The following is a 25521-nucleotide window of genomic DNA, read 5'->3' on the forward strand; positions in this document are numbered from 1 at the left end:
ATCCTCTGCGACACCGACCGTCCGACGGCGGGAGAGCGGAGAGTGCGGACCGAGTGGCCGGCGATGGTCGGCGACGAGCCGGACCGGGAGCGGCTGTGGGCCGCGGCCGAGGATCTGGACAGCTACCGGGTGGCCGAGCTGATCGGCGCGGCCGTGGCCCGGTGGGGCGCGCCGGCGGTCTGGGAGCGGCTCTGCCGGCCGCTGCTGACCGGCGTCCCGGACGGCGGCGCCGAGTCGGTCGCCGTGGAACACGCCCTCTCCGAGGGGGTGCGGGCCGGCTTCGACCGGGTGGCCCGGGGGGATCCGGACCGCGGCGCCGGCGGCCTGCCGTCGCAGGGGATCCTGCTGACCGCCGCCGAGCACGAGGGGCACACCCTGGCCCTGCACGCGCTGGCGGCCGCGCTGCGCGAGCGCGGCCACGGCAACCTCTTGCTGGGCGCGCAGCTGCCGTGGACGGCGCTCGCCGACGCCGTCCGGCGGGTCCGGCCGCACACCGTGGTCGTCTGGTCGCACGGCCGCCACGCCGGCGCCACCCGCCAGCTCGGGAGCCTGGCCGGAGCGTACCGGTGGGCGCGGGTGTTCGGCGCGGGCCCGGGGTGGCCGACGAGCGTCCCCGCCCCCGCGGGCCGGCTCCGGTCGCTGGCCGCCGCCCTCGCGGCGTGCCGGCCGCCGGGGGCGGAGGCCGGGTCCGGTGGCGGATCATGCGACGAGGATCACATTCGATACGAGACGGTTCCGTATCGCCAAGCGGAACCGTAGGCTCCCTCACGTTACGAGTCACAGCCGTATCGAATCTACGGCTATTTTGGGGGGAGCGGTCATGGCGCCGCACGAGAACACCGGCCATCCCCGGCGCTGGGCGATCCTGGGGGTCCTGGTCGTCAGCCTGCTGGTGGTGGTCCTCGACAACACCATCCTGAACGTCGCTCTCCGCACGCTCGCTGACCCGATCCACGGGCTCGGCGCCACGCAGGGCGAGCTGGAATGGTCGATCAACTCCTACACCCTGGTCTTCGCCGGGCTGCTGTTCACCTTTGGCGTGCTCGGCGACCGGTACGGGCGCAAGCGCTACCTGCTGGTCGGGCTGGCCCTCTTCGGGCTCGCCTCGCTGCTGTCGGCGTACGCGCAGAATCCCGGCCAGCTGGTCGCGGCGCGGGCGCTGATGGGCGTCGGCGGCGCGGCCATCATGCCGGTCACCCTGTCGATCATCTCGAACGTCTTCGACCCCCGGGAGCGGGCGCGGGCCATCGGGATCTGGTCCGGCGCGGTCGGGCTGGCCGTGGCCATCGGGCCGATCCTCGGCGGCGCGTTGCTCGAGCGCTACTGGTGGGGCTCGGTCTTCCTGATCAACGTGCCGGTCGTGCTGGCCGGGCTGATCGCGGTGGCCGCGCTGGTGCCGGAGTCCCGCGATCCGCGCCCCGGTGGCGTGGACGTGATCGGTGTCGGGTTGTCGGTCATCGGCCTGGTCGGCCTCTCCTACGGCATCATCGACGGTGGCGAGCACGGCTTCGACCGGGCCCTGGTCTGGGCGGCCATCCTCGGCGGCCTCGCGGTGCTGGTCGGGTTCGTGGCGTACGAGCGGCGGATCGCGCACCCGTCGCTGGACGTCCGGCTGTTCCGGGTGCCCCGGTTCGCCGCGCCGGTGGCCGTGGTGGGGCTGGTCTTCTTCGCCGCGATGGGCGTGCTCTTCTTCACTTCGTTCTACCTGCAACTGGTGCGCGGCTACACGCCGCTGCAGACCGGCCTGCTGTTCCTGCCGTTCGCGGGCGCCCAACTGATCTTCGCGCCGCAGAGCGCCACCATGGTGCGCCGGTACGGCGCCCGGGCGGTGTCGGCGGTGGGGCTCGCCCTGGTCGCCGTGGCCGTCGGGGCGTTCGCCCTGATCGGCGCCGACACGCCGATCTGGCTGGTCGGCGCCACGTTCTTCGTCCAGGGCATCGGGATGGCCAACATCATGCCGCCGGCCATGGAGTCGATCATGTCGGCGCTGCCCCGGGAGCGGGCCGGCGTGGGCTCGGCGGTCAGCAACACCGTCCGGCAGGTGGCCGGCGCGCTCGGAATCGCGGTCCTCGGGTCGGTGCTCGCGGCCGCCTACCGGGACCGGATCGCCCCGGCCACCGGCGGTCTCCCGGGGCCGGCGCGGGCCGTGGCCAACGAGTCCATCTCCGGCGCGTACGGCGTGGCCGAGCGGCTGGGCCCGGCCGGTCAGCCGCTGATCGGCGCCGCGAACGGCGCGTTCGTCTCGGCCATGCACTGGGCGGCGCTGCTGTCCGCGGTCTTCGCGGCCGTCGGGATCGTGGTGGTGCTGCGCTGGATGCCCGGTCGCACGGCCACCCCGCAGGTCGCGCCCGAGCCGGCCGGGGAGCCGGAGTTGGCTTCCGCGTGACGAGTCGGAAACAATGGTGGGCATGACCTCCACCGCCGCGGACGCTCCGCGGTCGCCCGGGCGACCGCGGAGCGTCCGTGCCGACGAGGCGATCATCGACGCGGTCCTGGACCTGTTGGCCGACGGCCAGACCATGGAGGCGCTGTCCATCGAGGCCATCGCCGCCCGGGCCGGGGTGGGCAAGGCCACCATCTATCGCCGCTGGCCGGGCAAGGACGCGCTGCTCCGGGACGCGCTGCGGACGCTCAAGGGCGCCCCGCCGGTGCCGGCCGGGCACAGCGTCCGGGAGGACCTCATCACGCTGCTCAGCTCGGTCGGCAGCGGCAACCGGGACGCCCGGGCCATGAAGATCATGCCCTGCCTGGTCCCCGAAGTGCACCGCAGCCCGGAGCAGCACCGCCTCTACGAGGAGATGATCGAACCGCGCCGGCAGGTCATGCGGGAGGTGCTGCGCCGCGGCATCGACGCCGGCGAGCTGCGGGCGGACCTGGACGTCGACGTCTGCATGATGATGACCGGGCCCATGCTGATGCAGAAGCTGCTCCGCTGGCGCCCGGACATCGACGAGCGCGAGCTGGCCGAGCGCGTGGTGACGGCCGTCTGGGGCGGGATGGCGACCGGGCCGGCGCGGCCGTGACCCGGGCCGAGCTGCTGGCCTACTGCCTGGCCAAGCCGGGCGCCTGGGAGGACATGCCCTGGGAGGGCGACGTCGTGGTCAAGGTGGGTCCGAAGATCTTCGCCTTTCTCGGCAGCGGTTCCGGCGGCACGGTCGGGGTGAAGTGCGGGCCCAACCGGGACGTGGCCGACGAGTGGCTGCACCGCTACCCGGGAGACGCCGGCGTCCTGCCCTACCTGGGGCGGTCCGGCTGGAACAGCCTCCGACTGGGCGGCGGGATTCCGGACGACGAACTCCGCGAGGCGGTGGACGCCTCGTACGACGCCGTGGTGGCCAAGCTGCCCAAGCGGGACCGACCCGCCGGCTGAAGCGACCGACCGCGTCCCACGGCTCCGCGCGCCGGCCCGGCTCCGCGTGCCGGCCCGGCTCCGCGTGCCTGCGCGGCTCGGCGCGCCGGCGCGGGCCCGGCTCAGGACGGGGCGCGCAGGCGGTGCAGCCGCAGCGCGAGCTGCACCTCGAGGGCCCGGTCCGGGCGCTGCCAGTCGGCGCCGAGCAGCTGGCCCACCCGGTCCAACCGCTGGGTCACCGTGTTGACGTGCACGTGCAGCAGCTCCGCGGCCCGGGCCAGGCTGCCGCCCACCCCGAAGTACGCCTCCAGCGTCCAGACCAGCGCCGTACCCCGCCGGGCGTCGTAGTCGAGGACCGGGCCCACCGTGTCGGTGAGGAACCGGATCACGTCCGTGTCGCCGCCGTCGTCCACCGCCCCCAGCAGCAGGCCCACGAAGCCGAGCTCGGCGGCGCTCGCGCCCTCCCCGGTGCGGCCCAGCGTGGACAGCGCGGTGAGGCACCGGCCGGCCTTGCGGAACGCGTCGACCAGCGACGCCGGCCCCTCCGAGGGCCCGGCCGCGCCCGCGGTGACCGGCCGGCCGGTCACCCGGGACAGGTCCCGGGCCACCGCGCGGGCCGTGCCGCCCGCGTCGGCGCCGGGCAGCATCAGCGCCACCCGACCGTCCCGGGCCGCGGCCAGGCCGCCGCGGGTCGAGGCGTACGTGGTGGCCCAGGACAGCACCCGCTGCCGGGCCGAGCCGGTGGCCGCGATGGCGTCGTCGCCGATCGCCACCAGCACGTACGGCGCGTCCAGGTCCACGCCCAGCCGGCGGGCCCGGCCGCGCAGCCCGTCCGGGTCCCGGAGCGGCCCGGCCAGCAGGTCGTCCAGCAGCTCGCCGCGGACCCGCCCCTCCGCCTCGGCCACCGTGCGCCGGAACAGCAGCAGCAGCGCGGTCACTAGCGCGGCCCGTTCCAGGATCTGCTGGTCGGCGTCGACCAGCTCGCCGTCCGGGCGCAGCACCAGCGCGCCCAGGTTCTCGGTGCCGGCCACCACGGCCGCGAACCAGTGCCGGCCCCGCCGTACGCTGCGCCCCTCGGTGCGGGATGCGGCGACCGCCTCGCCCAGCTCAGCCCGGTCCGGCTCGGCGATGTCGCCGACCCGGGCCAGCGGCCGGCCCTCGAGGTCCAACGCCAGCACGGCCCCGCCCAGCACGTCGGTCACCGCGGCGGCCACGTCCTCCACCCCGCCGCCGCGCAGCATCAGCGCGGTCATCCGGTCGTGCGCCGCGGCGGCCCGCTCCACCGAGGCGCTGTGCGCCTGGATGGTGGCGTTCGCGCTGGACAGCTCGGCCAGCGCCGCCCGCGTCTCGGCCAGCAGCCGGGCGGTGTCGATGGCCACTGCCGCATGCGCGCCCAGGGACACCAGCAGCGACACCTCCTCGCGGGCGAACGGCCGGGCCGACCGGTTGGCCGCGTAGAGCACGCCGATCACGCTCGACCCGAGCCGCAGCGGCACGCCGAGGATGGCGACCAGGCCCTCCTCGCCGACCCCGGTGTCGATCTCCCCGGTGTGCCGGAACCGGTCGTCTTGCGGATAGTTGGCCGTCACGTACGGGGTGCCGGTCTGCGCCACCAGCCCGCCCAGGCCGTCGCCCATCTCCAGCCGCAGGCCCTGGAACTTCGCCGAGATCGACCCGTCGGTGACCCGCATGTAGGTGTCGCCGCGCTCGGGGTCGTTGAGCGTCATGTAGGCCACGTCGGCCCCGAGCAGGGTGCGGGCCCGGTGCACGATGGCCCGCAGCACGGCGTCCAGATCCCGTAGCCCGGCCAGGTCGCTCGCGGTGTCGTACAGGCCGGACAGCTCCACCTCGCGCTGCCGGCGCCGCTCCAGCAGCGCGCGGACCCGCAGCGCCAGCAGCTTGACCCGTTCCAGCTCGGCCAGGTGCTCCGGGGGCGCCCCCGCGGCCCGCGCGGCCACCAGCGGGCCCTCGAATTCCACGGCCGCTGCCTCCCGAGCCAGCAGCTCGAGGAAGTCGACGGCGATGGACATGCTGCCCATTGTGCTGGAGACGATCACCTAGCTGGCCGTCCAGCCCCCATCGAGGGGCAGCGACGCGCCCGTGATGAAGCCCGCCACCGGCGAGCACAGGTACGCCACGAGCTCGGCCACCTCCTCCGGCTCGACGAGTCGCTTGATCGCCGCGCGGGCCAGCATGATCTTCTCGATCACCTCGCTCTCCGGGATGCCGTGGCTGGCCGCCTGGTCGGCGATCTGGTCCTCCACCAGCGGGGTGCGCACGTACGCCGGGTTGACGCAGTTGGCGGTCACGCCGTGCTCCGCGCCCTCCAGCGCGATCACCTTGGAGAGCCCCTCGACGGCGTGCTTGGCCGACACGTACGCGGCCTTGTACGGCGAGGCGCGCAGCCCGTGCACCGAGGAGATGTTGATGATGCGGCCCCAGCCGCGCTCGTACATGTGCGGCAGCGCCCGGCGGACGATCCGGAACGGGGCGTCCACCATCACCCGGTGCAGGTAGTCGAAGCGGTCCGGTGGGAAGTCCGGCACCGGCGCCACGTGCTGCAGGCCGGCGTTGTTGACCACCACGTCCAGGTCGGCGTCGATCCGGTCCACCGCGTCCGGGTCGGCCAGGTCGAGGCCCTCGGCCCGGCCGCCGGTCTCCGCGGCCACCGCCTTGGCCGCCTCGACGTTGCGGTCCACCACCAGCACCGTGGCGCCCGCGCTGGCCAGCCGGACCGCGCAGGCCCGGCCGATGCCGCTGCCGCCGCCGGTCACCAGGGCGGTGCGGCCCGTCAGGTCGAGGCGGACCACGTGGGATCCCGCCACATCGGCCCGGGGCTGGAGTCCCGCACCGGGGTCCCGGAGAGGTTCTGCCGTCATGGCGCATGAAGTTACGAGCCGTACGCGCGGCAGCACATGGGTGCCGGACACATATCCCGACATGGGTCTGTGTGGCGGCCGCCGGCGAGCAGTTCCGGCCGATATCCCATGATCACGGGGGAGTGGGCGTGTCAGCGCGGGACACGCCGGCGGCCTCGGTAGGGTGTCGAACATCCGTACGTGTGGTGGCGGCTGGGGGAGGGGACCGAGTGCGCGTGCTGGGCGTCGACCCGGGACTGACCCGGTGCGGGGTCGGCGTGGTCGAGGGCGTGCCCGGCCGGCCGTGCGCGCTGGTGGCCTACTACGTCGTCTACACCGATCCGGCCGACGACCTCGCGGTCCGGCTGCTGCACCTGGACCGCTCGCTGGCCGACCTGGTGGCCGAGCACCGGCCGGCCAGCGTGGCGGTCGAGCGGGTCTTCAGCCAGCACAACGTGCGGACCGTGATGGGCACCGCCCAGGCCAGCGCCGTGGCCGTGCTGGCCGGGGCCCGGGCCGGGCTGCCGGTGACGACGTACACCCCGAGCGAGGTGAAGGCCGCCATCACCGGGTCCGGCCAGGCGGACAAGGCGCAGATGACCAGCATGGTGACCCGGCTGCTGCGGCTCGACGCGCCGCCCCGGCCGGCCGACGCGGCGGACGCGCTTGCGCTGGCCATCTGCCACATCTGGCGCGGCGGCACCCGGTCCCGGCTGGCCGCGGCCGCCGACCGGGTCCGCCGCGACCCCGCCGCCGGCGGGCGGGTGTCGGGCCGAGGTCCGGCCGCCGGGGGTGGCCGGCGGGCCGCGGTCGACGGTCCGGTGGCCGGGGGTGGCCGGCGGGCCCCGGCCGGCGGTCCGGCCGCCGGGGCCGGCGAGCGAGGAGGAGAGCGATGATCGCCAGTGTGCGCGGCACGGTGGCCGCGGTGTCGCCGGACGGCGCGGTGATCGAGGTGGGCGGCGTGGGCCTGACGGTGCACTGCGCGCCGGGCACCCTGGCCAACCTGCGGGTCGGCACGCCGGCCCGGCTGGCCACCAGCCTGGTGGTCCGGGAGGACTCGCTCACCCTGTACGGCTTCGCCGACGACGACGAGCGGGCGCTGTTCGAGCTGCTGCAGACGGCCAGCGGGGTCGGGCCCCGGCTGGCCCAGGCCGTGCTGGCCGTGCACCCCCCGGACGTGGTGCGCAAGGCCGTCGCCAACGGCGACACGGCCACCCTGACCCGGGTGCCGGGGATCGGCAAGAAGGGCGCCGAGCGGCTGGTGCTGGAGCTGCGCGACCGGATCGGTCCGGTCCCCGTCGGTCCGGACGGCGCGGCCGGGGTGACCACCGGGGGCTGGGCCGAGCAGGTCCGGCAGGGCCTGATCGGGCTGGGCTGGACGGCCGCCCAGGCCGACCAGGCGGTGGCCGCGGTGGCCGAGGGGGTGGACGGGGCCGTGCCGCCGGTGCCCGTGCTGCTCAAGCAGGCGATCCGGCTGCTCGGCCGGACCCGGTGACGCGTTCCGGTGACGCGGCGGGCAGGCATCCGGTGACGGTGACGTGGGACCCGAGGACGAGGAGCGCGGAGCGGTGAGCGAGGCCGAGGGCCTGGTGTCGGCGTACGCCAGCGAGGCGGAGCGGGACGCGGAGGCGAGCGTCCGGCCGAGGCGACTGGCCGAGTTCATCGCCCAGGATCGGGTGCGAGACCAGCTGGACCTGCTGCTGCGTGGCGCCATGGGCCGGGGCAGCACCCCGGACCACATCCTGCTGTCCGGTCCGCCCGGCCTGGGCAAGACCAGCCTGGCCAACATCGTGGCCGCCGAACTGGGCGCCGGGATCCGGGTGACCAGCGGCCCGGCCATCGAGCGCTCCGGTGACCTCGCGGCCATCCTGACCAGCCTGGCCGAGGGCGACGTGCTGTTCATCGACGAGATCCACCGGATCGCCAAGCCGGCCGAGGAGCTGCTCTACAGCGCCATGGAGGACTTCCGGGTCGACGTGGTGGTCGGCAAGGGCCCGGGCGCCACCGCCATCCCGCTGGATCTCGAACCGTTCACCCTGGTCGGCGCCACCACCCGGTCCGGCCTGCTGACCGGGCCCATGCGGGACCGGTTCGGCTTCGTGGCGCATCTGGACTTCTACGCGCCGGCCGATCTCGAGACGCTGCTGCACCGGTCGGCGCGGATCCTCGGCGTGCCCATCACCGACGACGGCGCCGTGGAGATCGCCGGCCGGTCCCGGGGCACCCCCCGGATCGCCAACCGGCTGCTGCGGCGGGTCCGAGACTTCGCCGAGGTCCGGGCCGACGGGGTGGTCACCCTGGAGATCGCCCGAGCGGCCCTGGCCGTGTACGACGTGGACGCGCTGGGCCTGGACCGGCTGGACCGGGCGGTGCTCACCGCGCTGGTGGGCTCGTTCCGCGGCGGGCCGGTGGGGCTGTCCACCCTCGCGGTGGCGGTGGGGGAGCAGCCGGACACGGTGGAGGAGGTCTGCGAGCCGTTCCTGGTCCGGGCCGGGCTGCTGGCGCGCACCCCGCGCGGCCGGGTGGCCACCGAGGCGGCCTGGCATCATCTGGGTCGTACGCCCCCGAATGGTACATTTGGCGGCGGTAGCGCCTCGGCGCCCGACCTGTTCAGCAGTGGCGCCTGACGCCCGTGATGCGTTCGTGATCTGCACCGCATTCGGCGTTCCCAGCGACACCGACTAGACTCGCCGCGGTCTGTACAGGACGTGAGATCCTGCCTCCGCTGCGGTGCCATACCGGGGTCGGAGGCCAATGGGAAGGTCATTATCGTGCTTCTAGCAGCACAGGGCGGCGGAGGAATCGGCGGTTTCACGCCGCTCCTCATGATCGCACTGCTCTTCGGCGTCATGTATTTCATGATGATCCGGCCCCAGCAGAAGCGGCGCCGCGATGCCGAGCAGATGCAGAAGGAGATCGGTCCGGGCGACCAGGTGGTGACGATCGGCGGCCTCTACGGCACCGTCACCGCGGTGGACGACGAGACCGTGATGCTGGAGGTCGCGCCAGGCGTGCAGACCCGTTACGCCCGTCCGGCGATCGCCCGGGTCATCCCGCCGGCGACCGCCGAGGACGCGCCCGCCGCCGAGTCGGTCGAGCCGGCCGAGCCGGTGTCGCCGGTCGTGAACGAGGCGCGCGTCAAGGAGTGACCTCGCCGGCACGGTGAGGCAGGCACAGCTTTGCATTCCGCCCCGTACCGGTTCTTCAGGTGCGGGGCACTACCGGGCGGGCGCCCCTGGTGCCCGCGGAACCAGACGGGCGCACCGGGTGCCCGGACCGCCGCCGGACCCGCCGGCCGCACGCGCAGGGAGACACGACAGCCGTGGCACCACCTCGTCAGGGACAGATGCGTCCGGGGCGGCAGCTCGCCGTGCTGGGGCTCCTCTTCGTGGTCCTTTATCTTCTGGTGTTCTTCGCCTACGGGGCGAAGGGCGACTTCCGGGACCGGCTGCATCCCAAGCTCGGTCTGGACCTGGTGGGTGGCACCCGGGTCACGCTGGAGGCCACCCAGGCGGGCGGCCGGCCGCCCACGGCCCAGCAGATGGAGCAGGCCCGCCAGATCATCGAGCAGCGGGTCAACGCCAAGGGCGTGGCCGAGGCCGAGGTGGTGACCGAGGGCAACCGCAACATCGTCATCTCGCTGCCCGGCTCGAACCCCAACCTCAACGACATCGGCAACGCCGCCGAGCTGCGGTTCCGCAAGGTGCTCAAGGCGGCCGACGGCAGCGGCGCGGCCCCGGCCCCGGCGCCGAGCGCCAACCCGTCGGGCAGCGCGGCGCCGTCCGGCAGCGCGGCCCCGAAGCCGTCGTCGTCGGCGGCCGTCAAGCCGGCCCCGAGCGGCAGCGCCAAGCCGGCGGCCGCGGCGAGCCCGAGCAGCGGTGGCCAGGGCGGTGGCGCGCTGGCGCCCACGCCCACCCCGTCGGCGTCCGCGTCGGCCAGCCCCAGCCCGTCCGGCTCGGCCGCGGCGCCGGCGCCGAACACAGCGGCCGTGCAGGCCAAGGTCGGCGCGGCGGCCTGGCAGGCGGCCTCCGCCCTGCAGGCGCCGGCCAACGTGAGCCAGGACCCGACGCTGGCCGCCAAGCTCAAGCCGTTCGGCACGCTGACCGGGGCCGAGGTGGCCGCGCTGCCGCCGGCCATGCAGTTCAACGTACCGACGATCACCTGTGACCAGCTGGACCACCGGCCGCCGGCCTCGATCAGCGGGCCGGACCAGCAGGTGGTGGCCTGTGAGGGCGGCACCCAGAAGGAGCTGCTGGACAAGGCCAAGGTGCTGGGCACCGACGTGAGCGGCGCCTCGCCCCAGCTCGACCAGCAGAGCCGCTGGGTGGTCAGCCTCAAGTTCAAGAGCGACGGCCAGCCCAAGTGGACCAACCTGACCCGGGAAGCGTTCAACAACGAGGGCCAGGGCTGCGACGCCTCGGCGCTGGGTCAGGACCAGCACTGCCGGGTGGCCGTGGTGCTCGACAACGTCGTGATCTCCTCGCCGGAGATCCAGGGCGTGCTCAGCGGCGACTCGCAGATTTCCGGCAGCTTCACCAGCGCCAGCGCCACCGAGCTGGCCAACCAGTTGAAGTTCGGCGCGCTGCCGGTGACGTTCACGCCGCAGGAGGCGCAGAGCATTACCGCCACGCTCGGCGCGGCGTACCTGCGGGCCGGTCTGCTGGCCGCCGGCATCGGCATGCTGCTGGTGGCGATCTACGCGTTCTTCTACTACCGGCTGCTCGGCACGGTGATCTTCCTGAGCCTGATCCTCTCCGGGCTGCTGGTCTTCGGCGCGCTGGTGGTGCTGGGCCGCAGCATCGGGTTCACCCTCACCCTCGCCGGCATTGCCGGCTTCATCGTCTCGCTGGGCGTGGCCGCCGACTCGTTCGTGATCTACTTCGAACGACTCAAGGACGAGATCCGCGAGGGCCGCAGCCCGCGCAGCGCGGTGCCGCGGGCCTGGGCCCGGGCCCGCCGGACGATCATCTCGGCGAACGCCATCACGCTGATGGCGGCCGTCGTGCTCTACCTCGTCTCGGTCGGCACGGTGAAGGGCTTCGCCTTCGCGCTCGGCCTGGCCACCCTGCTCGACCTGGTGGTCGTGTTCCTCTTCCGGCACCCGATCATGACCATGTTCGCCCGGACCCGGGCGTTCCTGTCGCCGCGGGTGAGCGGCCTCGGCCGGGTCCTGCACCAGGACGAGTCCGAGCCCACCCCCCGCAACCCGCGCGTGAAGGAGGCCTGAGATGGCCCGCAGCGGTCTGGCAACCCGCCTCTACCGGGGCGAGGCTGGCCTCAACATCGTCGGCCGGCGCAAGCTGTGGTTCGGCATCGTCGGCGCCGTGCTGCTGGTGGCGGTGCTCAGCATGGCCTTCCTCCGGTTCAGCCTGGGGATCGAGTTCTCCGGCGGAAACTCGTTCCAGATCCCGGCCTCGGTCGGCACGCTCCAGCAGGCCGAGGGCGCGGTCCGTGACTCGCTCACCGGCGACGAGAAGGTCGTCTCCAGCCAGCGGATCGGCGGGACCGGCGGGAAGTCCACGTACGAGGTGCGCACCTCCGAGTTGAGCCCCGAGCAGGCCACCGGGGTGCAGAACGACCTGTCCCAGCGGTTCAACGTCCCGGCCGAGCAGATCAGCGCCAACCGGGTGAGCGCCGCCTGGGGCGGCCAGGTCACCCAGCGGGCCCTGCTGGGCCTGCTGATCTTCCTGGCCGTGGTGACCGGCTATCTCATCCTGCGGTTCGAGTGGCGGATGGCGGTGGCCGCGGTCTCCTCGCTGCTGTTCAACCTGATCGCCACGGCCGGCATCTACTCGCTGACCCGGTTCGAGGTCACCCCCTCGACCATCATCGGCTTCCTCACCATCCTGGGCTTCGCGCTGTACGACGTGGTCGTGGTGTTCGACAAGATCCAGGAGAACACCCGCGGCATCACCGCCAGCAACACCCAGACGTACGGCGAGGCCGCCAACCTGGCGGTCAACCAGACGCTGATGCGGTCGATCAACACCGGCCTGGTGGCCCTGCTGCCGGTCGGCGGCCTGCTGTTCATCGGCGCCTTCCTGCTCGGCGCCGGCACGCTGAAGGACCTCGGCCTGGTGCTCTTCGTCGGCCAGGGGATCGCGGTCTGCTCGTCGATCTTCTTCGCCACCCCGGTGCTGGTCACGCTCAAGAACCTCGAGCCGCGGATCCAGGCGCACACCAAGCGCGTGCTGGCCCGCCGGGCCAGCGGCGAGCCGGTGCGCGGCGGCCGCCGACCCGCCAAGGTGGCCGCGGCCGGCGCCCCGGCCGCGGCGCCGGCGGACGCCGACGTGGAGACCGGGACCGACCGCACGGCCATGGCGGGCGCCACCCCCAAGGTGGGCGTCCGGCCCACCGGCGGAAAGCGCCCGTCCGGGTCGCGCAACCGCCCCGGCGGCGGCAACCGGCCCAGCGGATCCAAGCGCCGCTGACCGCGGCTGAGAGGACCATCGTGAGCCAGGCCGAGGCCGAGGTACGCGGGGACAGCGGCGTCGAGACCGCCCGGCTGGTGGCCAGCCGGGTGCTGGACGTGCCGGACTTCCCCCAGCCGGGCGTCGTGTTCAAGGACCTGATGCCGCTGTTCGCCGACGGGGACGCGTTCCGCGAGGTGATCGACGGCATCGTGGCCCACCACGGGCGGGAGTCCTTCGACGTCGTGGTCGGCATCGAGGCCCGCGGCTTCGTGGTGGCCGCCGCCATCGCGTACGCGACCGGGGTGGGGGTGGTGCCGGTGCGCAAGGCCGGCAAGCTGCCCCGCCCGGCGTACGCCGCCTCGTACGCGCTGGAGTACGGCGAGGCGACGCTGGAGGTCCACCAGGACGCCTTCACGGCCGGCCACCGGGTGCTGGTGGTCGACGACGTGCTGGCCACCGGCGGCACCGCGGCGGCCACGCTGGACCTGGTGGAACGGGCCGGCGGGACGGTGGCCGGGTTCAGCGTGCTGGTCGAGCTGTCCTTCCTCGGCGGCCGGCAGAGGCTTGCGCCGCGCCCGGTTCACGCCCTGTTGACCGTTTAGTTGACGTCGGCCGGTCGGCCGTTCCCGGGGGCCGGCAAGGGTACCTTCGGGGGAGGAGCGGACCACGCCGTACGCGGGTAGCATTGCGGTTTTCCGGGCGGTGACGCGCCAACCACGGGTCGCCACCGGACGACGGCGCCGGAGAGCGGTCGGGTCTGACAGCGGTCGGGTCTGACCGGTCCATCTGCGAGGTGTGAGGAGGCCGGTGTCCCACGATGTCGCCCCTGGAACGGAGGGCACGGTGCAGCCGACGGGTGACGCTGAGGGCACGACGCGGATGAGTTCGACGGCGGGCGCCGCCACGGCCAGCCGCGACGGCGAGGCGGGGCACGTCGGCGAACCCGACCGGAACGGCGAGCCCGAGCGCAACGGCCGCGCCGACGGGGCCGCCGCGATGGTCGGACCGGATCCCACCACCGGCACGGACGGCGAGGTCGGCGGCGTGCCCACCAGCCCCGTCCCGGACGGCGAAGAGGTCGGCACCGGATCGGGCGGCTTCGCCCTGGCCGGCGCGCCGACCGGCCGGCGGGTTCGGGCCCGGCTGGCCCGGTTCAACGCGCCCTGGCAGAGCTCCCAGGTGAGTGAGGTGCTGGAGCCGCTGATCGCCACGCACCGGGCGAGCCACCCCAAGGCCGACGCCCGGCTGCTGCAGCGCGCCTTCGACATGGCCGCCCGCTGGCACTCCGGGCAGTACCGCAAGTCGGGCGACCCGTACATCACCCACCCGCTGGCCGTGGCCACCATCCTGGCCAACCTCGGGATGGACACCACCACGTTGGTCGCGGCGCTGCTGCACGACACGATCGAGGACACCGACTACACCCTCGAGGAGATGCGCACGGACTTCGGTCCGGAGGTGGCGCTGCTGGTCGACGGCGTGACCAAGCTCGACAAGGTGAAGCTGGGCGACGCGGCCAAGGCCGAGACCATCCGCAAGATGGTGGTGGCCATGGCCAAGGACCCGCGGGTGCTGGTGATCAAGCTGGCGGACCGGCTGCACAACATGCGGACGCTCTCCTTCCTGCCGGCGCCCAAGCGGGAGCAGAAGGCCAAGGAGACGCTGGAGATCCTCGCCCCGCTGGCCCACCGGCTGGGCATGAACACCATCAAGTGGGAGCTGGAGGACCTCGCCTTCGGCACGCTGTTCCCGAAGCGGTTCGAGGAGATCAACCGGCTGATCGGGGAGCACCAGCCGCAGCGCGAGGCGCTGCTGCGGCAGGTGACGCAGAAGGTGCAGACCGACCTGCGCTCCGCAAAGATCAAGGCGGAGACCACCGGACGCCCGAAGCACCTCTACTCGATCTACCAGAAGATGATCGTCCGGGGTCGCGACTTCAACGACATCTACGACCTGATCGGCGTACGGATCCTGGTGGAGACGGTCCGGGACTGCTACGCGGCGCTTGGGGTGATCCACGCGAACTGGCAGCCCGTGCCGGGCCGGTTCAAGGACTACATCGCGATGCCGAAGTTCAACATGTACCAGTCGTTGCACACGACGGTCATCGGGCCCAGCGGCAAGCCGGTGGAGATGCAGATCCGGACGTATGCCATGCACCGCACGGCCGAGTTCGGCATCGCGGCGCACTGGAAGTACAAGGAGCAGAAGGGCGCCACCGTCGTCGGCCCGCCGGCGCACATCGACGAGATGACCTGGCTGCGCCAGCTGCTGGACTGGCAGCGCGAGGCGAGCGACCCGAGCGAGTTCCTCGACGCGCTGCGGTTCGACCTGTCCAGCCAGGAGGTGTACGTCTTCACCCCCAAGGGCGACGTCATCCCGCTGCCGACCGGCTCGACCCCGGTGGACTTCGCGTACGCCGTGCACACCGAGGTGGGGCACAAGTGCATCGGCGCCCGGGTGAACGGCAAGCTGGTGCCGCTGGAGTCGACGCTGTCCAACGGCGACGTCATCGAGATCTTCACCTCGAAGTCCGACACTGCCGGCCCGACGCAGGACTGGCTGGGCTTCGTGAAGAGCCCGCGGGCCCGCACCAAGATCCGGCAGTACTTCAACAAGGAGCGGCGCGAGGAGGCGATCGAGGCCGGCAAGGACGCGATCGTCAAGGCCATGCGCAAGCAGGGCATGCCGCTGCAGCGGATGTTGTCCAGCGACAACCTGCTCACCATCGCCCGCGACCTGCACCTGGCCGACGTGGCCTCGCTGTACGCGGCCGTCGGCGACAACCAGGTCTCCGCCCAGTCCGTCGTGCAGAAGCTGATGGCCAGCTACGGCGGCGAAGAGGGCGCGGTCGAGGACATCGCCGAGACCGCCTCGGCCACCCGCCCGCCCCGGGCCCGCGCCAACAGCCACGACCCGGGCGTGGTGGTACGCGGCGTCAGCGACGTGTGGATCAAGCTGGCCCGCTGCTGCACGCCGGTGCCGCCGGACGCGGTCTTCGGCTTCGTCACCCGGTCGGGCGGGGTGAGCGTGCACCGCGACGACTGTGCCAACGCCGAGGACCTCAAGGTGCAGTCCGAGCGGATCGTCGAGGTCAACTGGAAGCTCACGGCGGCCTCGACGTTCCTGGTGGCCATCCAGGTCGAGGCGCTGGACCGGCACAAGCTGCTCACCGACGTCACCCGGGTGCTCTCCGACGAGCGGGTCAACATCCTCTCGGCCACGGTCACCACCACCCGGGACCGGGTGGCGGTGAGCCGGTTCAGCTTCGAGATGGCCGACCCCAAGCACCTGGGGCACCTGCTGGCCGCCGTGCGCAAGGTCGACGGCGTGTTCGACGCCTACCGGGTGACCTCGGGCGCCTGACCGGCCTGCCCGGTGCGCTCAGCGCTGGAGGGCGCGGGCGATGACCGTGAGATCGTCGTCGCCCATGCCCTGGCCGACGGCCCGCTCCCACTCGGCCGCGATGCCGCCGGCCGGGGCGAACCGGTCCACGTCGACGGTCTCCAGCGCCAGCCGTACGTCCTTGAGCGCGAGCGCCAGCGGGTACTCCGGGGAGTAGTCGCCGGCCCCGATCCGGCGCAGCTTCCCGGCCGCCCAGGTCGGCACCAGCGGGCTGCCGTCCATGGCGCTGAGCATCGTGTCGAGCTCCAGCCCGAGCGCCCGGCCCACGCCCAGCGACTCGGCGATGCCCTCGGCGAGGAACGCCAAATACAGGTTGTTCATCAGCTTCACCCGGCTGCCGGCGCCCACCGGACCCAACCAGAGGGTGCGGTGCCCCAGGGCGTCGAACACCGGCCGGACCCGGTCCGCCGCGTCGTCCAGACCGGAGGCGAAGATGGTCAGCTGGCCCTGCTCGGCCGGGCCCCGGCTGCCGGCGACCGGCGCGTCCACCAGGAGCACATCCGGCCGCTCCCGGGCCACCAGCTCGGCCACCCGCTCGGTGCCGGTGACGCCGATCGTGCTCATCTGGGCCCAGAGGGCGTCCGGCGGCAGGGCGGCCAGCATGCCGCCGTCGGTGGCGATCGACAGCACGGCGTCGGCGTCCGTCACCATGGTGATCACGACCTCGGCGTCCCGTACCGCGTCGGCGGGGTCGCCGGCCACCCGGGCGCCGCGCTCCCGCAGCGGGTCGGCCACGGCAGCGCGACGGTTCCACACGGTGGTCTGGTGGCCGGCCTCGATGAGCCGGCCCGCCATCGGCCGCCCCATCCCACCCAGCCCGAGAAACGCCACCCGCCGCTGATCAATAGTCATACCCGAGCCGTTCCCCACCCGGCCCGGGCAAAACCGTCCGAGCCGACGTCAGGACTGAGCCATCGTGATGCTCTTGATCAGCACTTCCTTCTTGGGGTGGCCGCCGCCCGCCTGGGCCGCGAACGCGCCGTCGTCACCGGCCTTGGCCACCTGCTGCACCAGGTCCATGCCCTGGGTGATGGTGCCCAGCACGGTGTAGCTCGGGTCGAGCTGCGAGTCGCCGTACACGATGAAGAACTGGCTTCCGGTGCTGTTCGGCGCCTGGGTCTTCGCCATGGCGATGACCCCGGCCGGGTACGCCGGCCGCTTGTCGGTCGGCAGGTTCTCCTCGGCGTACTGGTAGCCCGGGCCGCCCTGCCCGTCGGTCTGCCGGTAGCCCTTGCCGGTGGCGCTCGGGTCACCGCACTGGAGCACCTGGATCCCCTGGGTGACCAGGCGGTGGCACTTGGTGTTGTTCCAGAAGTTCTTGCTGGCCAGGTATTCGAAGCTGGCCGCGGTGCACGGCGTGGCGGCCCGGTCGACCTTGGCCTTGATCGGCCCGAGGCCGGTGTCGATGGTCATGACGTCGGTGCCGGTCTTCGGCACCGAGGTGGGCGGCACGCCCACGTCCTTGATCTGCGGCGTCTTCGCCTGCGCGGGCAGCGGCGTCCAGGTGCACTGCGCCGTCCCGGCGTTGGCCGCCGTGTTCTTCTTGCCCGAATCGTCGTTCAACGCGACGATCGCCCAGACCCCGCCGGCCACGACGAGGAGCAGCACGGCGCCGCCCGCCACGAGGTTGCGGGTCCGCCGGCGCCGGCGCGCCTGCTCGGCGCGCTCGCGCATCTCCTTCTCCAGCCGCGCCTTGGCGGCGGCGCGCTGCCGCTCTCTGGTGGACGTCACGTGGCTCCTCCTGGACGGTTCCGGTAGTGCTGTGGGGTACGTGGCCCAGCGGTCAGGACCGGGTGCTGGCGCTCGCCGCGGGGCTGCCCGACGGTACGCCGGTCGGGGTGCCCGGGGCCGGTGCGGTGGGCTGGTCGGAGGCCGACGCGGCCGTCTCCGGCGGGCCCACCGTGAGGCTCTGGACCACCACGTCGTTCTTGGGCTTGACCTTGGCTCCCGACCCATTGTCCACGGTCGGCAGGGCGCCGATCTTCTGCACCACGTCCAGGCCGGCTGTGACCTTCCCGACCACGGAGTAGGCGGGCGATGACGGGCTGAAGTCCTTGAAGAAGATCAGGAACTGGCTGCCGTTGGTCCCGGGCGGCGTGCCGGTCAGGGCCACCGTGCCCGCCGGGTACGCCGGGGGCTGCTTGGCCGCCGGGCTGGCCGACGGGCTCGCGGCCGGCGCCTGGGGCACGTTCTCGTTGTAGAACGAGTACGTCGGGCCGCCCTGCCCGGTGCCGCTCGGGTCGCCGCACCGGACCGCGCCCTCGGCGGTGATCTCGTGGCACTTCGTATTGTCGAAGAACTTCTTGCCGGCCAGGTGGTCGAAGCTGGCGCCCGCGCACGGCGCGGCGGCGAGGTCGAGCTGGACGGTGATCGGGCCACCCTGGTTGGTGGTGATCGTCATCGGCCGGGTGCCGCTGGTCGGCAGGCCGGTCGTCGGCGGCTGGCCGACGTCCTTGGCGTTGGGGTTGGTGCCCGTGTCGACCGGCGTCCAGGTGCAGACGTCCTCGGCGGTCGCCTTCGGCTTGTGGTCGAAGGCGCCCAGCGCCCAGGCCGTCCCGGCCCCGACCAGCAACAACGCCACAACCACGCCGATGCCGGCCTGGAGCCGCCGCCGCTGGCGCAGCGTCGCGGCCCGGCGGGCCATCTGCCGGTCGAGCTTGGCCCGCGCGAGTCTGCGCTGCCGGTCCCTGCTGGAAGGCACCCGGGATCCCCTCTCCCTACCTGGTCATCACCGGCGCGGCGGTGGGGGCCGCCCGGTGTCGAGTGCGCCACGCCACACGCCCGCCAGAGTGTACGGGTTATCGCTGGGAAAATGGTGTACGAGGTGCGCCGTGCGGTATCGCATGATGTCAGGTGGTACGCCGCCGGCGGGACCGGGTCCCGGCGGCGGCTAGGCTCGGACGGAACACCCAGCCGCTACGAGGGGATTCGGACGTGTTCGTCGCCGGCTTTCCCGCCGACGCCTTCGGCACCAACTGCTACGTGGTTGCCGCGGCGCCCGGCGAGCAGTGCGTGGTGGTCGATCCGGGCATCGGCGTCCTCGACCGCCTCGACGACCTGCTCGCCGAGCACCGGCTGCATCCGGCCGCCGTCCTGCTGACCCACGGGCATCTCGACCACACCTTCTCGGTGGCGCCGGTCTGCGGCGCCCGGGGGATCACCGCGTACGTCCATCCGGACGACCGGGAGATGCTGGCCGATCCGGCCAAGGGGCTCTCGGCGGATCTCACCCAGCTGTTCGGCGGGCGCCTGTCGTACACCGAGCCGGAGGACGTGGCCGAGCTGACCGACGGGGCGACGCTGGCGCTTGCCGGCCTGGAGTTCACCGTCGACCATGCCCCCGGCCATACCGGCGGGTCGGTGCTGTTCCGGACGCCGGGCGCCGGCTCGCGCTGGGAGGCCGACCAGCTCTGCCTCTCCGGTGACGTGCTGTTCGCCGGCTCCATCGGCCGCACCGACCTGCCCGGCGGCAGCCTGCCGGCCATGTTGACCAGCCTGCGGGACAAGGTCCTTCCGCTCGCCGACGACACGGTGGTGCTGCCCGGGCACGGGCCGGAGACGACCATCGGCCGGGAGCGCGCGACCAACCCGTACCTGCGCCAGGTGGCCGGGGCGGACGGCGCGCGACCGAGCGCCGCGCGCGGTCTCTGACCATCCGGCGGCGGCCCGCCGACCCCGGTCCGCCGTCCCGAACCGACCCCGGCCCGCGGCCTCCGGCGCGCGCCGGACACGCGTACCTCCGGCAGATCGCCCAGACCAGCCAGCGCGGCTCGCCGCGCGACCATCAGCCCGCGCGGACCTCGCGCGATGACCCGCCCGCGCGGACGCCGCGCGGATCCGAACGGAGAACGATGAGCAAGCCGACGCCGATCTCGGGCTTTCCCGAGTGGCTGCCGCCGCAACGCATGATCGAGCAGTACGTCGTCGGGCGCATCCGCGACACCTTCGAGGTCTACGGCTTCGCGCCGGTCGAGACCCGCTCGGTGGAGCCGCTCGACCAGCTGCTGCGCAAGGGCGAGACCTCCAAGGAGGTGTACGTGCTGCGCCGGCTGCAGGCCGAGGAGGCCGACGCCGGTGACGACGCGCTGGGCCTGCACTTCGACCTGACCGTGCCGTTCGCCCGGTACGTGCTGGAGAACGCCGGCAAGCTGCAGTTCCCGTTCCGGCGCTACCAGATCCAGAAGGTGTGGCGCGGCGAGCGGCCGCAGGAGGGCCGGTACCGCGAGTTCCTCCAGGCCGACATCGACATCGTGGACCGGGACACCCTGCCCAACCACTACGAGGCGGAGCTGCCGCTGGTGGTCGGGGACGCGCTCGGCGGCCTGCCGATCCCGCCGGTGCGGATCCGGGTCAACAACCGCAAGGTGTGCGAGGGCTACTACCGGGGCATCGGTCTGGAAGACCCGGCCGCCGCGCTGCGCGCCGTGGACAAGCTCGACAAGATCGGTCCGGCCCGGGTCGCGGACCTGCTGGGCGAGACCGCGGGTGCCAGCCCGGCGCAGGCCAAGGCGTGCCTGTCGCTCGCCGAGATCTGCACGCCCGACGCCTCGTTCGTCGATGCCGTGCGGGCCCTCGGCGTCCGGCACGAGTTGCTGGACGAAGGGCTGGCCGAGCTGGCGGCGGTGGTGGAGACGGCCGCGGCGCACCGGCCGGGGCTCTGCGTGGCGGACCTGAGCATCGCCCGGGGGCTGGACTACTACACCGGCACCGTCTACGAGGCCCAGTTGCAGGGCTTCGAGCGCTTCGGCTCGGTCTGTGCCGGCGGCCGGTACGACAGCCTGGCTACCGCCGGCAACGTCAGCTACCCGGGGGTTGGCTTCTCGATCGGGGTGACCCGGATTCTGGGACTGCTGTTCGGCGCCGGTCAGCTGAGCGCGTCCCGGTCGGTGCCCACCTGCGTGCTGGTGGCCGTGGCCGACGAGGAGCGGCGGGAGGCGAGCGACCGGGTGGCGGCCGTGCTGCGCCGCCGCGGAATCCCCACCGAGGTCTCCCCGACGGCCGCGAAGTTCGGCAAGCAGATCCGGTACGCCGAGCGGCGCGGCATCCCGTACGTCTGGTTCCCGGGTCTGGACGGCGCTGCCGACGAGGTCAAGGACATCCGCTCGGGGAAGCAGGCGGAGGCCACCCCGGACGGCTGGACCCCGCCCCCCACCGACCTGCGCCCCACCATCGGCTGAGCGGAAAGGAAGGGCCCCCTGTTATCGCTTTTTGTATAGCAGGGGGCCCTTGTTAACACCGTCGGGCCACGAAGACGAGTTCCCGGCCGGGTCGATCCGGCGCCTCGCGTACGCCGTCGATCAGGTAGCCGGCGGCGGTCAGCGACGCGGTGACCTCGTCCCGGGTCCGGAACCGCAGGGTGGAGTCCGAGGTGAGCCGCGCGCCGTCCGAGGCGAAGACGAAGGTGTGGCGGAACGACACCAGGCGGTCGTCGACGTCGGTCACCTCGACCCACGTCTCCACCTCGCCGATCCCATGGACGACCGTCCGGTGGTACGACCGCTCGCGGGTCCATTCCCGCCATCCCCGGGCCGCGGGGTTCCTGGTCTCGAAGACCAGCCGCCCGGCGGGACGCAGCGCCGCGCGCGCGGCCCGCAGCGTGGTCGACCATTCCTTGTCGGTCAGGAAGACCTGGGCGACGTTCGCGGTCATGGTCGCGAGGTCGACCCGCAGCGGCGGCAGGTCCGTGGCACGGCCGAGCAGCCATCGCACCCGTTCGGCGCCGGGCTTGGTCCGGGCCACGTCGAGCGACGCGGCCGCCGGATCCAGCGCGGTCACCGCGATCCCGCGACGGGCGAGCCGGCAGGCGAAGGTTCCGGTCCCGCAGCCGATATCGAGCACGCTTCGCGCGCCGAACTCGCCCACCATCGCCGCGTACGCGTCCAGGTCGCGACGATCCGGGTCGAGCGGGTCATAGAGCTGCGCGAGACGGCGCTCGGCGAAGATCGGGTCCACCACGCGGTGAGCGTATTGGCATCGAGCGGGCTCAGCGCGCTCGGCGGCGCCCGGCCGCCGGCGTTCGGCGGTCCGGCGGCTGAGCGACGGCCGCGTAGGCGGCCGCCGCGGGTTGGGATTGTTGCGGAGAGGCGGGTGTCGTCGGCGATTACGAAGGGGTCACGGGCGGCGCTGGGACATTGACCGGCACGATGCGCCAGCCAGGTCGGGCCGTCGCTCGAAACGCGCTCCGGCCTGGGCTTCAGGCCAGTCTGGGAGCGCAATCTGGCTCATGCTAACGGCGCTTCACGGGGGGTGGCAAGTATGACAGCGGAAGCCATCGCGGAAATAATTTCGTAACGACAACGTATTGAACATGATCTCAAACCTGTGAATACTTCCTGTCACTCGGGAGGTACCCCCACAGCCCTGCCGAGTGGGACGTGTCCACCCCCGGCACGTCCGTCCATCCCTCAACGGGAGGCCCTGCATGGGACCTATGAGGTCTACGCTCCGCCGTCTCGCCATCACCGCGGCGGCCGGCTCGCTCGTCGCCGGCGCGCTCGCCGGAGCGCCCGCCAACGCCTCGCCCACCGCGTCCCCCGACGCGGCCGCGGCGCTGGCCCAGAAGCTCGGTGACCGGGCCGCCGGCAGCTATGCCGACGCGTCCGGCAAGATGGTCGTCGCCGTGACGGACTCGGCCGCGGCCAGCCAGGTCCGCGCCGCCGGCGCGGTCGCCAAGATCGTCTCGCACAGCGCTTCCGAGCTGAAGGCCGCCACCGGCAAGCTGGCCGCCACCGCCAAGGTGCCCGGCACCGCGTGGTGGATAGACCCGGCCAGCAACCAGGTCGTGGTTTCGTACGACAGCACGGTGACCGGCGCCAAGCTGGCCACGGTGCGCAACGCCGTGGGCAAGCTCGGCGGCACGGCCCGACTGGTGTCCGAGCCGGGCGTGCTGAGCAAGCGCCTCTCCGGCGGGCAGGCGATCTACGTCAGTTCGTACCGCTGCTCGCTCGGCTTCAACGTGCGCAGCGGCAGCACGTACTACTTCCTCACGGCCGGGCACTGCACCAACCTGGGGTCGACCTGGTACTCGAACTCCAGCCACACCACGGTGCTGGGCACCACGGCCGGCAGCAGCTTCCCGGGCAACGACTTCGGCATCGTCCGGTACACCAACGGGTCCACCCCGCCCGGCAACGTGTACCTGTACAACGGCAGCTACCAGGACATCACCACGGCCGGCAACGCGTACGTCGGCGAGTCCGTCCAGCGCAGCGGCAGCACCACCGGCGTGCACGGCGGCACGGTCAGCGCCACCAACGCCACGGTGAACTACGCCGAGGGCAGCGTCTCCGGCCTGATCCGCACCAACGTCTGCGCCGAGGGCGGCGACAGCGGCGGCTCGCTCTTCGCCGGCAGCACGGCCCTGGGCCTCACCTCCGGCGGCAGCGGCAACTGCTCCTCCGGCGGGACGACCTACTTCCAGCCGGTCACCGAGCCGCTCAGCGTCTACGGCGTGAGCGTCTACTGACCCACCCCCGGGATCGGACCCGACCCCCAGGTCCGATCCGTACCGCAAGGTCGAGCCGCCGGGCCCCCGCCCGGCGGCTCGACCGCGTGAAAGGAAGGGCTCCTTCCTATCGCTTTTTGTATAGGAAGGGGCCCTTCCTAACACCCCGGGGCGGGCGGCGGGGACCTCCTGACAGAATGCGGGGGCAGACCGTTCCACGATGAGGAGACGCTTCCCGTGATCCGTACCCACAACGCCGGAAGCCTGCGCGCGACGGACGCCGGCGCCACGGTGACGCTCGCCGGGTGGGTGGCCCGCCGGCGCGACCACGGCGGGGTGATCTTCGTCGACCTGCGGGACGCCTCCGGCGTCGCGCAGGTGGTGTTCCGCGAGGAGGACGCGCACGCGCTCCGGAACGAGTTCTGCGTCCGGGTCACCGGCGAGGTGACCCGGCGGCCGGCCGGCAACGAGAACCCGGAGCTGCCGACCGGCGAGGTCGAGGTGACCGCCGCCGAGCTGGAGGTGCTCTCCGAGGCCGCGCCGCTGCCGCTGCCGGTGGACGACCAGATCGAGGCCGGCGACGACCTGCGGCTGAAATACCGCTACCTCGACCTGCGGCGCGCCGGACCGGCGCGGGCGCTGCGGCTGCGCTCCCGGGCCAACCAGCTGGCCCGCACCGTGCTGCACGGACACGACTTCCTGGAGATCGAGACGCCGACGCTCACCCGGTCCACCCCGGAGGGCGCCCGCGACTTCCTGGTGCCGGTGCGGCTGCAGCCCGGCACCTGGTACGCGCTGCCGCAGTCGCCGCAGCTGTTCAAGCAGCTGCTGATGGTCGGCGGCATGGAGCGGTACTACCAGATCGCCCGCTGCTACCGCGACGAGGACTTCCGCGCCGACCGGCAGCCGGAGTTCACCCAGCTGGACATCGAGATGTCGTTCGTCACCGAGGACGACGTGATCGCCCTCGGCGAGGAGATCGTCGCGGCGCTCTGGTCCGACCTGGCCGGCCACGAGATCTCCCGACCCATCCCGCGGATCACCTGGCACGACGCCCTGGCCCGGTACGGCTCGGACAAGCCAGACCTGCGGTACGGCGTCGAGCTGACCGAGCTGACCGACTACCTGCGCGGCACGCAGTTCCGGGTGTTCGCCGGGGCCATCGACGCCGGTGGGTACGTCGGCGCGGTGGTGATGCCGGGCGGCGCCGGGCAGAGCCGCAAGGAGCTGGACGGCTGGCAGGACTGGGCGAAGGCGCGCGGCGCGCGGGGCCTCGCGTACGTGGTGCTGGATGCCGAGACCGGCGAGCCGCGCGGCCCGGTGGCCAAGAACCTCTCGCCCGAGCACCTCGGCGGGCTGGCCGACGCGGTCGGCGCCAAGCCGGGTGACGCGATCTTCTTCGCGGCGGCCGCGCACCCCCGGGAGGCGCAGGAGCTGCTGGGCGCGGCCCGGATCGAGATCGCCCGGCGGGCCAACCTGATCGACGAGAGCGCCTGGGCGTTCTGCTGGGTGGTCGACGCGCCCATGTTCGAGCGCACCGACGAAGGTGGCTGGACCGCCGTGCACCACCCGTTCACCTCGCCGAACGCCGACTGGGTGGACCGGTTCGAGGAGGCGCCGGACCGGGCGCTGGCGTACGCGTACGACATTGTCTGCAACGGCAACGAGATCGGCGGCGGCTCGATCCGTATCCACCGCGGCGACGTGCAGCGACGGGTCTTCGACCTGCTCGGCATCACCCCCGAGGAGGCGCGGGACAAATTCGGCTTCCTGCTGGACGCCTTCAAGTACGGCCCGCCGCCGCACGGCGGCATCGCGTTCGGCTGGGACCGGGTCTGCATGCTGCTGGCCGGCGCCGACTCGATCCGCGAGGTCATCGCCTTCCCGAAGACCCGTGGCGGGTTCGACCCGCTGACCGGCGCGCCGACCCCGATCACCGCGCAGCAGCGCGCCGAGGCGGGCATCGACGCCAAGCCGAAACCGCAGGTGGCGCAGCACGCCGGCACGGCTGGCCCGGCCGCCCCCGTCGCCGACCCCACCTGACCGGCGGAC

21 protein-coding genes and 1 pseudogene are annotated in these 25521 nt (G+C 73.1%); 16 read left to right on the plus strand and 6 right to left on the minus strand.

The annotated features are described in order from the left end of the window. Positions 1-42: 42 nt before the first annotated feature. The 4 genes from ACFFHU_RS21655 to ACFFHU_RS21670 all read left to right on the plus strand — a co-directional run bounded on the left by ACFFHU_RS21655 (position 43) and on the right by ACFFHU_RS21670 (position 3370). A complete protein-coding gene (locus tag ACFFHU_RS21655) occupies positions 43-759 on the plus strand; it encodes a transcriptional regulator (RefSeq protein WP_377341645.1) in 717 nt (238 codons plus the stop codon). Positions 760-820: 61 nt separating this feature from the next. Further along, complete coding sequence (locus ACFFHU_RS21660) at positions 821-2386, plus strand: MFS transporter (protein ID WP_377341647.1); 1566 nt, start codon at positions 821-823, stop codon at positions 2384-2386. Positions 2387-2399: 13 nt separating this feature from the next. Beyond that, positions 2400-3023, plus strand: a complete 624-nt coding sequence (locus ACFFHU_RS21665; protein ID WP_377341649.1) for a TetR/AcrR family transcriptional regulator — start codon at positions 2400-2402, stop codon at positions 3021-3023. Then, a complete protein-coding gene (locus ACFFHU_RS21670; protein ID WP_377341651.1) occupies positions 3020-3370 on the plus strand; it encodes an MmcQ/YjbR family DNA-binding protein in 351 nt (116 codons plus the stop codon). Before ACFFHU_RS21665 ends, ACFFHU_RS21670 begins: the two co-directional genes overlap by 4 nt. A 101-nt stretch (positions 3371-3471) precedes the next feature. On the opposite strand, the gene ACFFHU_RS21675 is transcribed toward ACFFHU_RS21670, so the two are convergent. Both ACFFHU_RS21675 and ACFFHU_RS21680 read right to left on the minus strand, forming a co-directional pair. Next, the gene (locus ACFFHU_RS21675; protein ID WP_377341867.1) at positions 3472-5388 is read right to left on the minus strand and encodes a helix-turn-helix domain-containing protein; all 1917 of its coding nucleotides are present in this window, start codon (positions 5386-5388) and stop codon (positions 3472-3474) included. Between the two features lie 18 nt (positions 5389-5406). Then, positions 5407-6228: a 3-hydroxybutyrate dehydrogenase gene (locus tag ACFFHU_RS21680; protein WP_377341652.1), complete on the minus strand. Its 822-nt coding sequence runs from the start codon at positions 6226-6228 to the stop codon at positions 5407-5409. A 209-nt stretch (positions 6229-6437) separates the two neighbouring features. On the opposite strand from ACFFHU_RS21680, the pseudogene ruvC reads away from it, so the two are divergent. The 8 genes and pseudogenes from ruvC to ACFFHU_RS21720 all read left to right on the plus strand — a co-directional run. After that, a pseudogene (gene ruvC / locus ACFFHU_RS21685) lies at positions 6438-6971 on the plus strand (crossover junction endodeoxyribonuclease RuvC); the annotation flags it as partial. Positions 6972-7099: 128 nt separating this feature from the next. Then, positions 7100-7702, plus strand: coding sequence for a Holliday junction branch migration protein RuvA (ruvA, locus tag ACFFHU_RS21690; protein ID WP_377341653.1), 603 nt, complete (start codon positions 7100-7102; stop codon positions 7700-7702). 73 nt (positions 7703-7775) lie between these two features. Then, a complete protein-coding gene (gene ruvB / locus ACFFHU_RS21695) occupies positions 7776-8834 on the plus strand; it encodes a Holliday junction branch migration DNA helicase RuvB (protein WP_377341655.1) in 1059 nt (352 codons plus the stop codon). 144 nt (positions 8835-8978) lie between these two features. After that, positions 8979-9356, plus strand: coding sequence for a preprotein translocase subunit YajC (yajC, locus tag ACFFHU_RS21700; protein ID WP_377341869.1), 378 nt, complete (start codon positions 8979-8981; stop codon positions 9354-9356). 173 nt (positions 9357-9529) lie between these two features. Then, positions 9530-11434: a protein translocase subunit SecD gene (secD, locus tag ACFFHU_RS21705; protein WP_377341657.1), complete on the plus strand. Its 1905-nt coding sequence runs from the start codon at positions 9530-9532 to the stop codon at positions 11432-11434. A 1-nt stretch (position 11435) separates the two neighbouring features. Beyond that, complete coding sequence (gene secF, locus ACFFHU_RS21710) at positions 11436-12638, plus strand: protein translocase subunit SecF (protein WP_377341659.1); 1203 nt, start codon at positions 11436-11438, stop codon at positions 12636-12638. 20 nt (positions 12639-12658) lie between these two features. Next, complete coding sequence (locus ACFFHU_RS21715; RefSeq protein WP_377341661.1) at positions 12659-13222, plus strand: adenine phosphoribosyltransferase; 564 nt, start codon at positions 12659-12661, stop codon at positions 13220-13222. Between the two features lie 277 nt (positions 13223-13499). Continuing rightward, entirely contained in the window at positions 13500-15986 is a 2487-nt protein-coding gene (locus ACFFHU_RS21720; protein ID WP_377341663.1) for a RelA/SpoT family protein, read from the plus strand. Between the two features lie 18 nt (positions 15987-16004). On the opposite strand, the gene ACFFHU_RS21725 is transcribed toward ACFFHU_RS21720, so the two are convergent. From ACFFHU_RS21725 to ACFFHU_RS21735, 3 genes are read right to left on the minus strand one after another with little or no spacing between them, the layout of a single operon-like run. Beyond that, positions 16005-16877, minus strand: a complete 873-nt coding sequence (locus tag ACFFHU_RS21725; RefSeq protein WP_377341665.1) for an NAD(P)-dependent oxidoreductase — start codon at positions 16875-16877, stop codon at positions 16005-16007. A gap of 48 nt (positions 16878-16925) precedes the next feature. Further along, positions 16926-17756 carry a peptidylprolyl isomerase gene (locus tag ACFFHU_RS21730; protein ID WP_377341667.1) on the minus strand — a complete coding sequence of 277 codons (831 nt, stop codon included), beginning with the start codon at positions 17754-17756 and terminating at the stop codon, positions 16926-16928. Between the two features lie 52 nt (positions 17757-17808). Next, entirely contained in the window at positions 17809-18726 is a 918-nt protein-coding gene (locus ACFFHU_RS21735) for a peptidylprolyl isomerase (protein ID WP_377341669.1), read from the minus strand. 233 nt (positions 18727-18959) lie between these two features. Between ACFFHU_RS21735 and ACFFHU_RS21740 the strand changes: the two genes are divergently transcribed. Then, a complete protein-coding gene (locus tag ACFFHU_RS21740) occupies positions 18960-19676 on the plus strand; it encodes an MBL fold metallo-hydrolase (protein WP_377341671.1) in 717 nt (238 codons plus the stop codon). A gap of 200 nt (positions 19677-19876) precedes the next feature. After that, positions 19877-21202, plus strand: a complete 1326-nt coding sequence (hisS, locus tag ACFFHU_RS21745) for a histidine--tRNA ligase (RefSeq protein ID WP_377341673.1) — start codon at positions 19877-19879, stop codon at positions 21200-21202. 52 nt (positions 21203-21254) lie between these two features. Here hisS and ACFFHU_RS21750 read toward each other — a convergent pair whose 3' ends face one another. Beyond that, the gene (locus ACFFHU_RS21750) at positions 21255-21980 is read right to left on the minus strand and encodes a class I SAM-dependent methyltransferase (RefSeq protein ID WP_377341675.1); all 726 of its coding nucleotides are present in this window, start codon (positions 21978-21980) and stop codon (positions 21255-21257) included. Between the two features lie 466 nt (positions 21981-22446). Between ACFFHU_RS21750 and ACFFHU_RS21755 the strand changes: the two genes are divergently transcribed. Both ACFFHU_RS21755 and aspS read left to right on the plus strand, forming a co-directional pair. Further along, complete coding sequence (locus ACFFHU_RS21755) at positions 22447-23490, plus strand: S1 family peptidase (protein ID WP_377341677.1); 1044 nt, start codon at positions 22447-22449, stop codon at positions 23488-23490. A gap of 216 nt (positions 23491-23706) precedes the next feature. Next, positions 23707-25512 carry an aspartate--tRNA ligase gene (gene aspS / locus ACFFHU_RS21760; RefSeq protein ID WP_377341679.1) on the plus strand — a complete coding sequence of 602 codons (1806 nt, stop codon included), beginning with the start codon at positions 23707-23709 and terminating at the stop codon, positions 25510-25512. Positions 25513-25521 lie beyond the last annotated feature (9 nt).

It is taken from the genome of Plantactinospora siamensis, from assembly GCF_042434095.1.
GTDB lineage: Bacteria > Actinomycetota > Actinomycetes > Mycobacteriales > Micromonosporaceae > KBS50.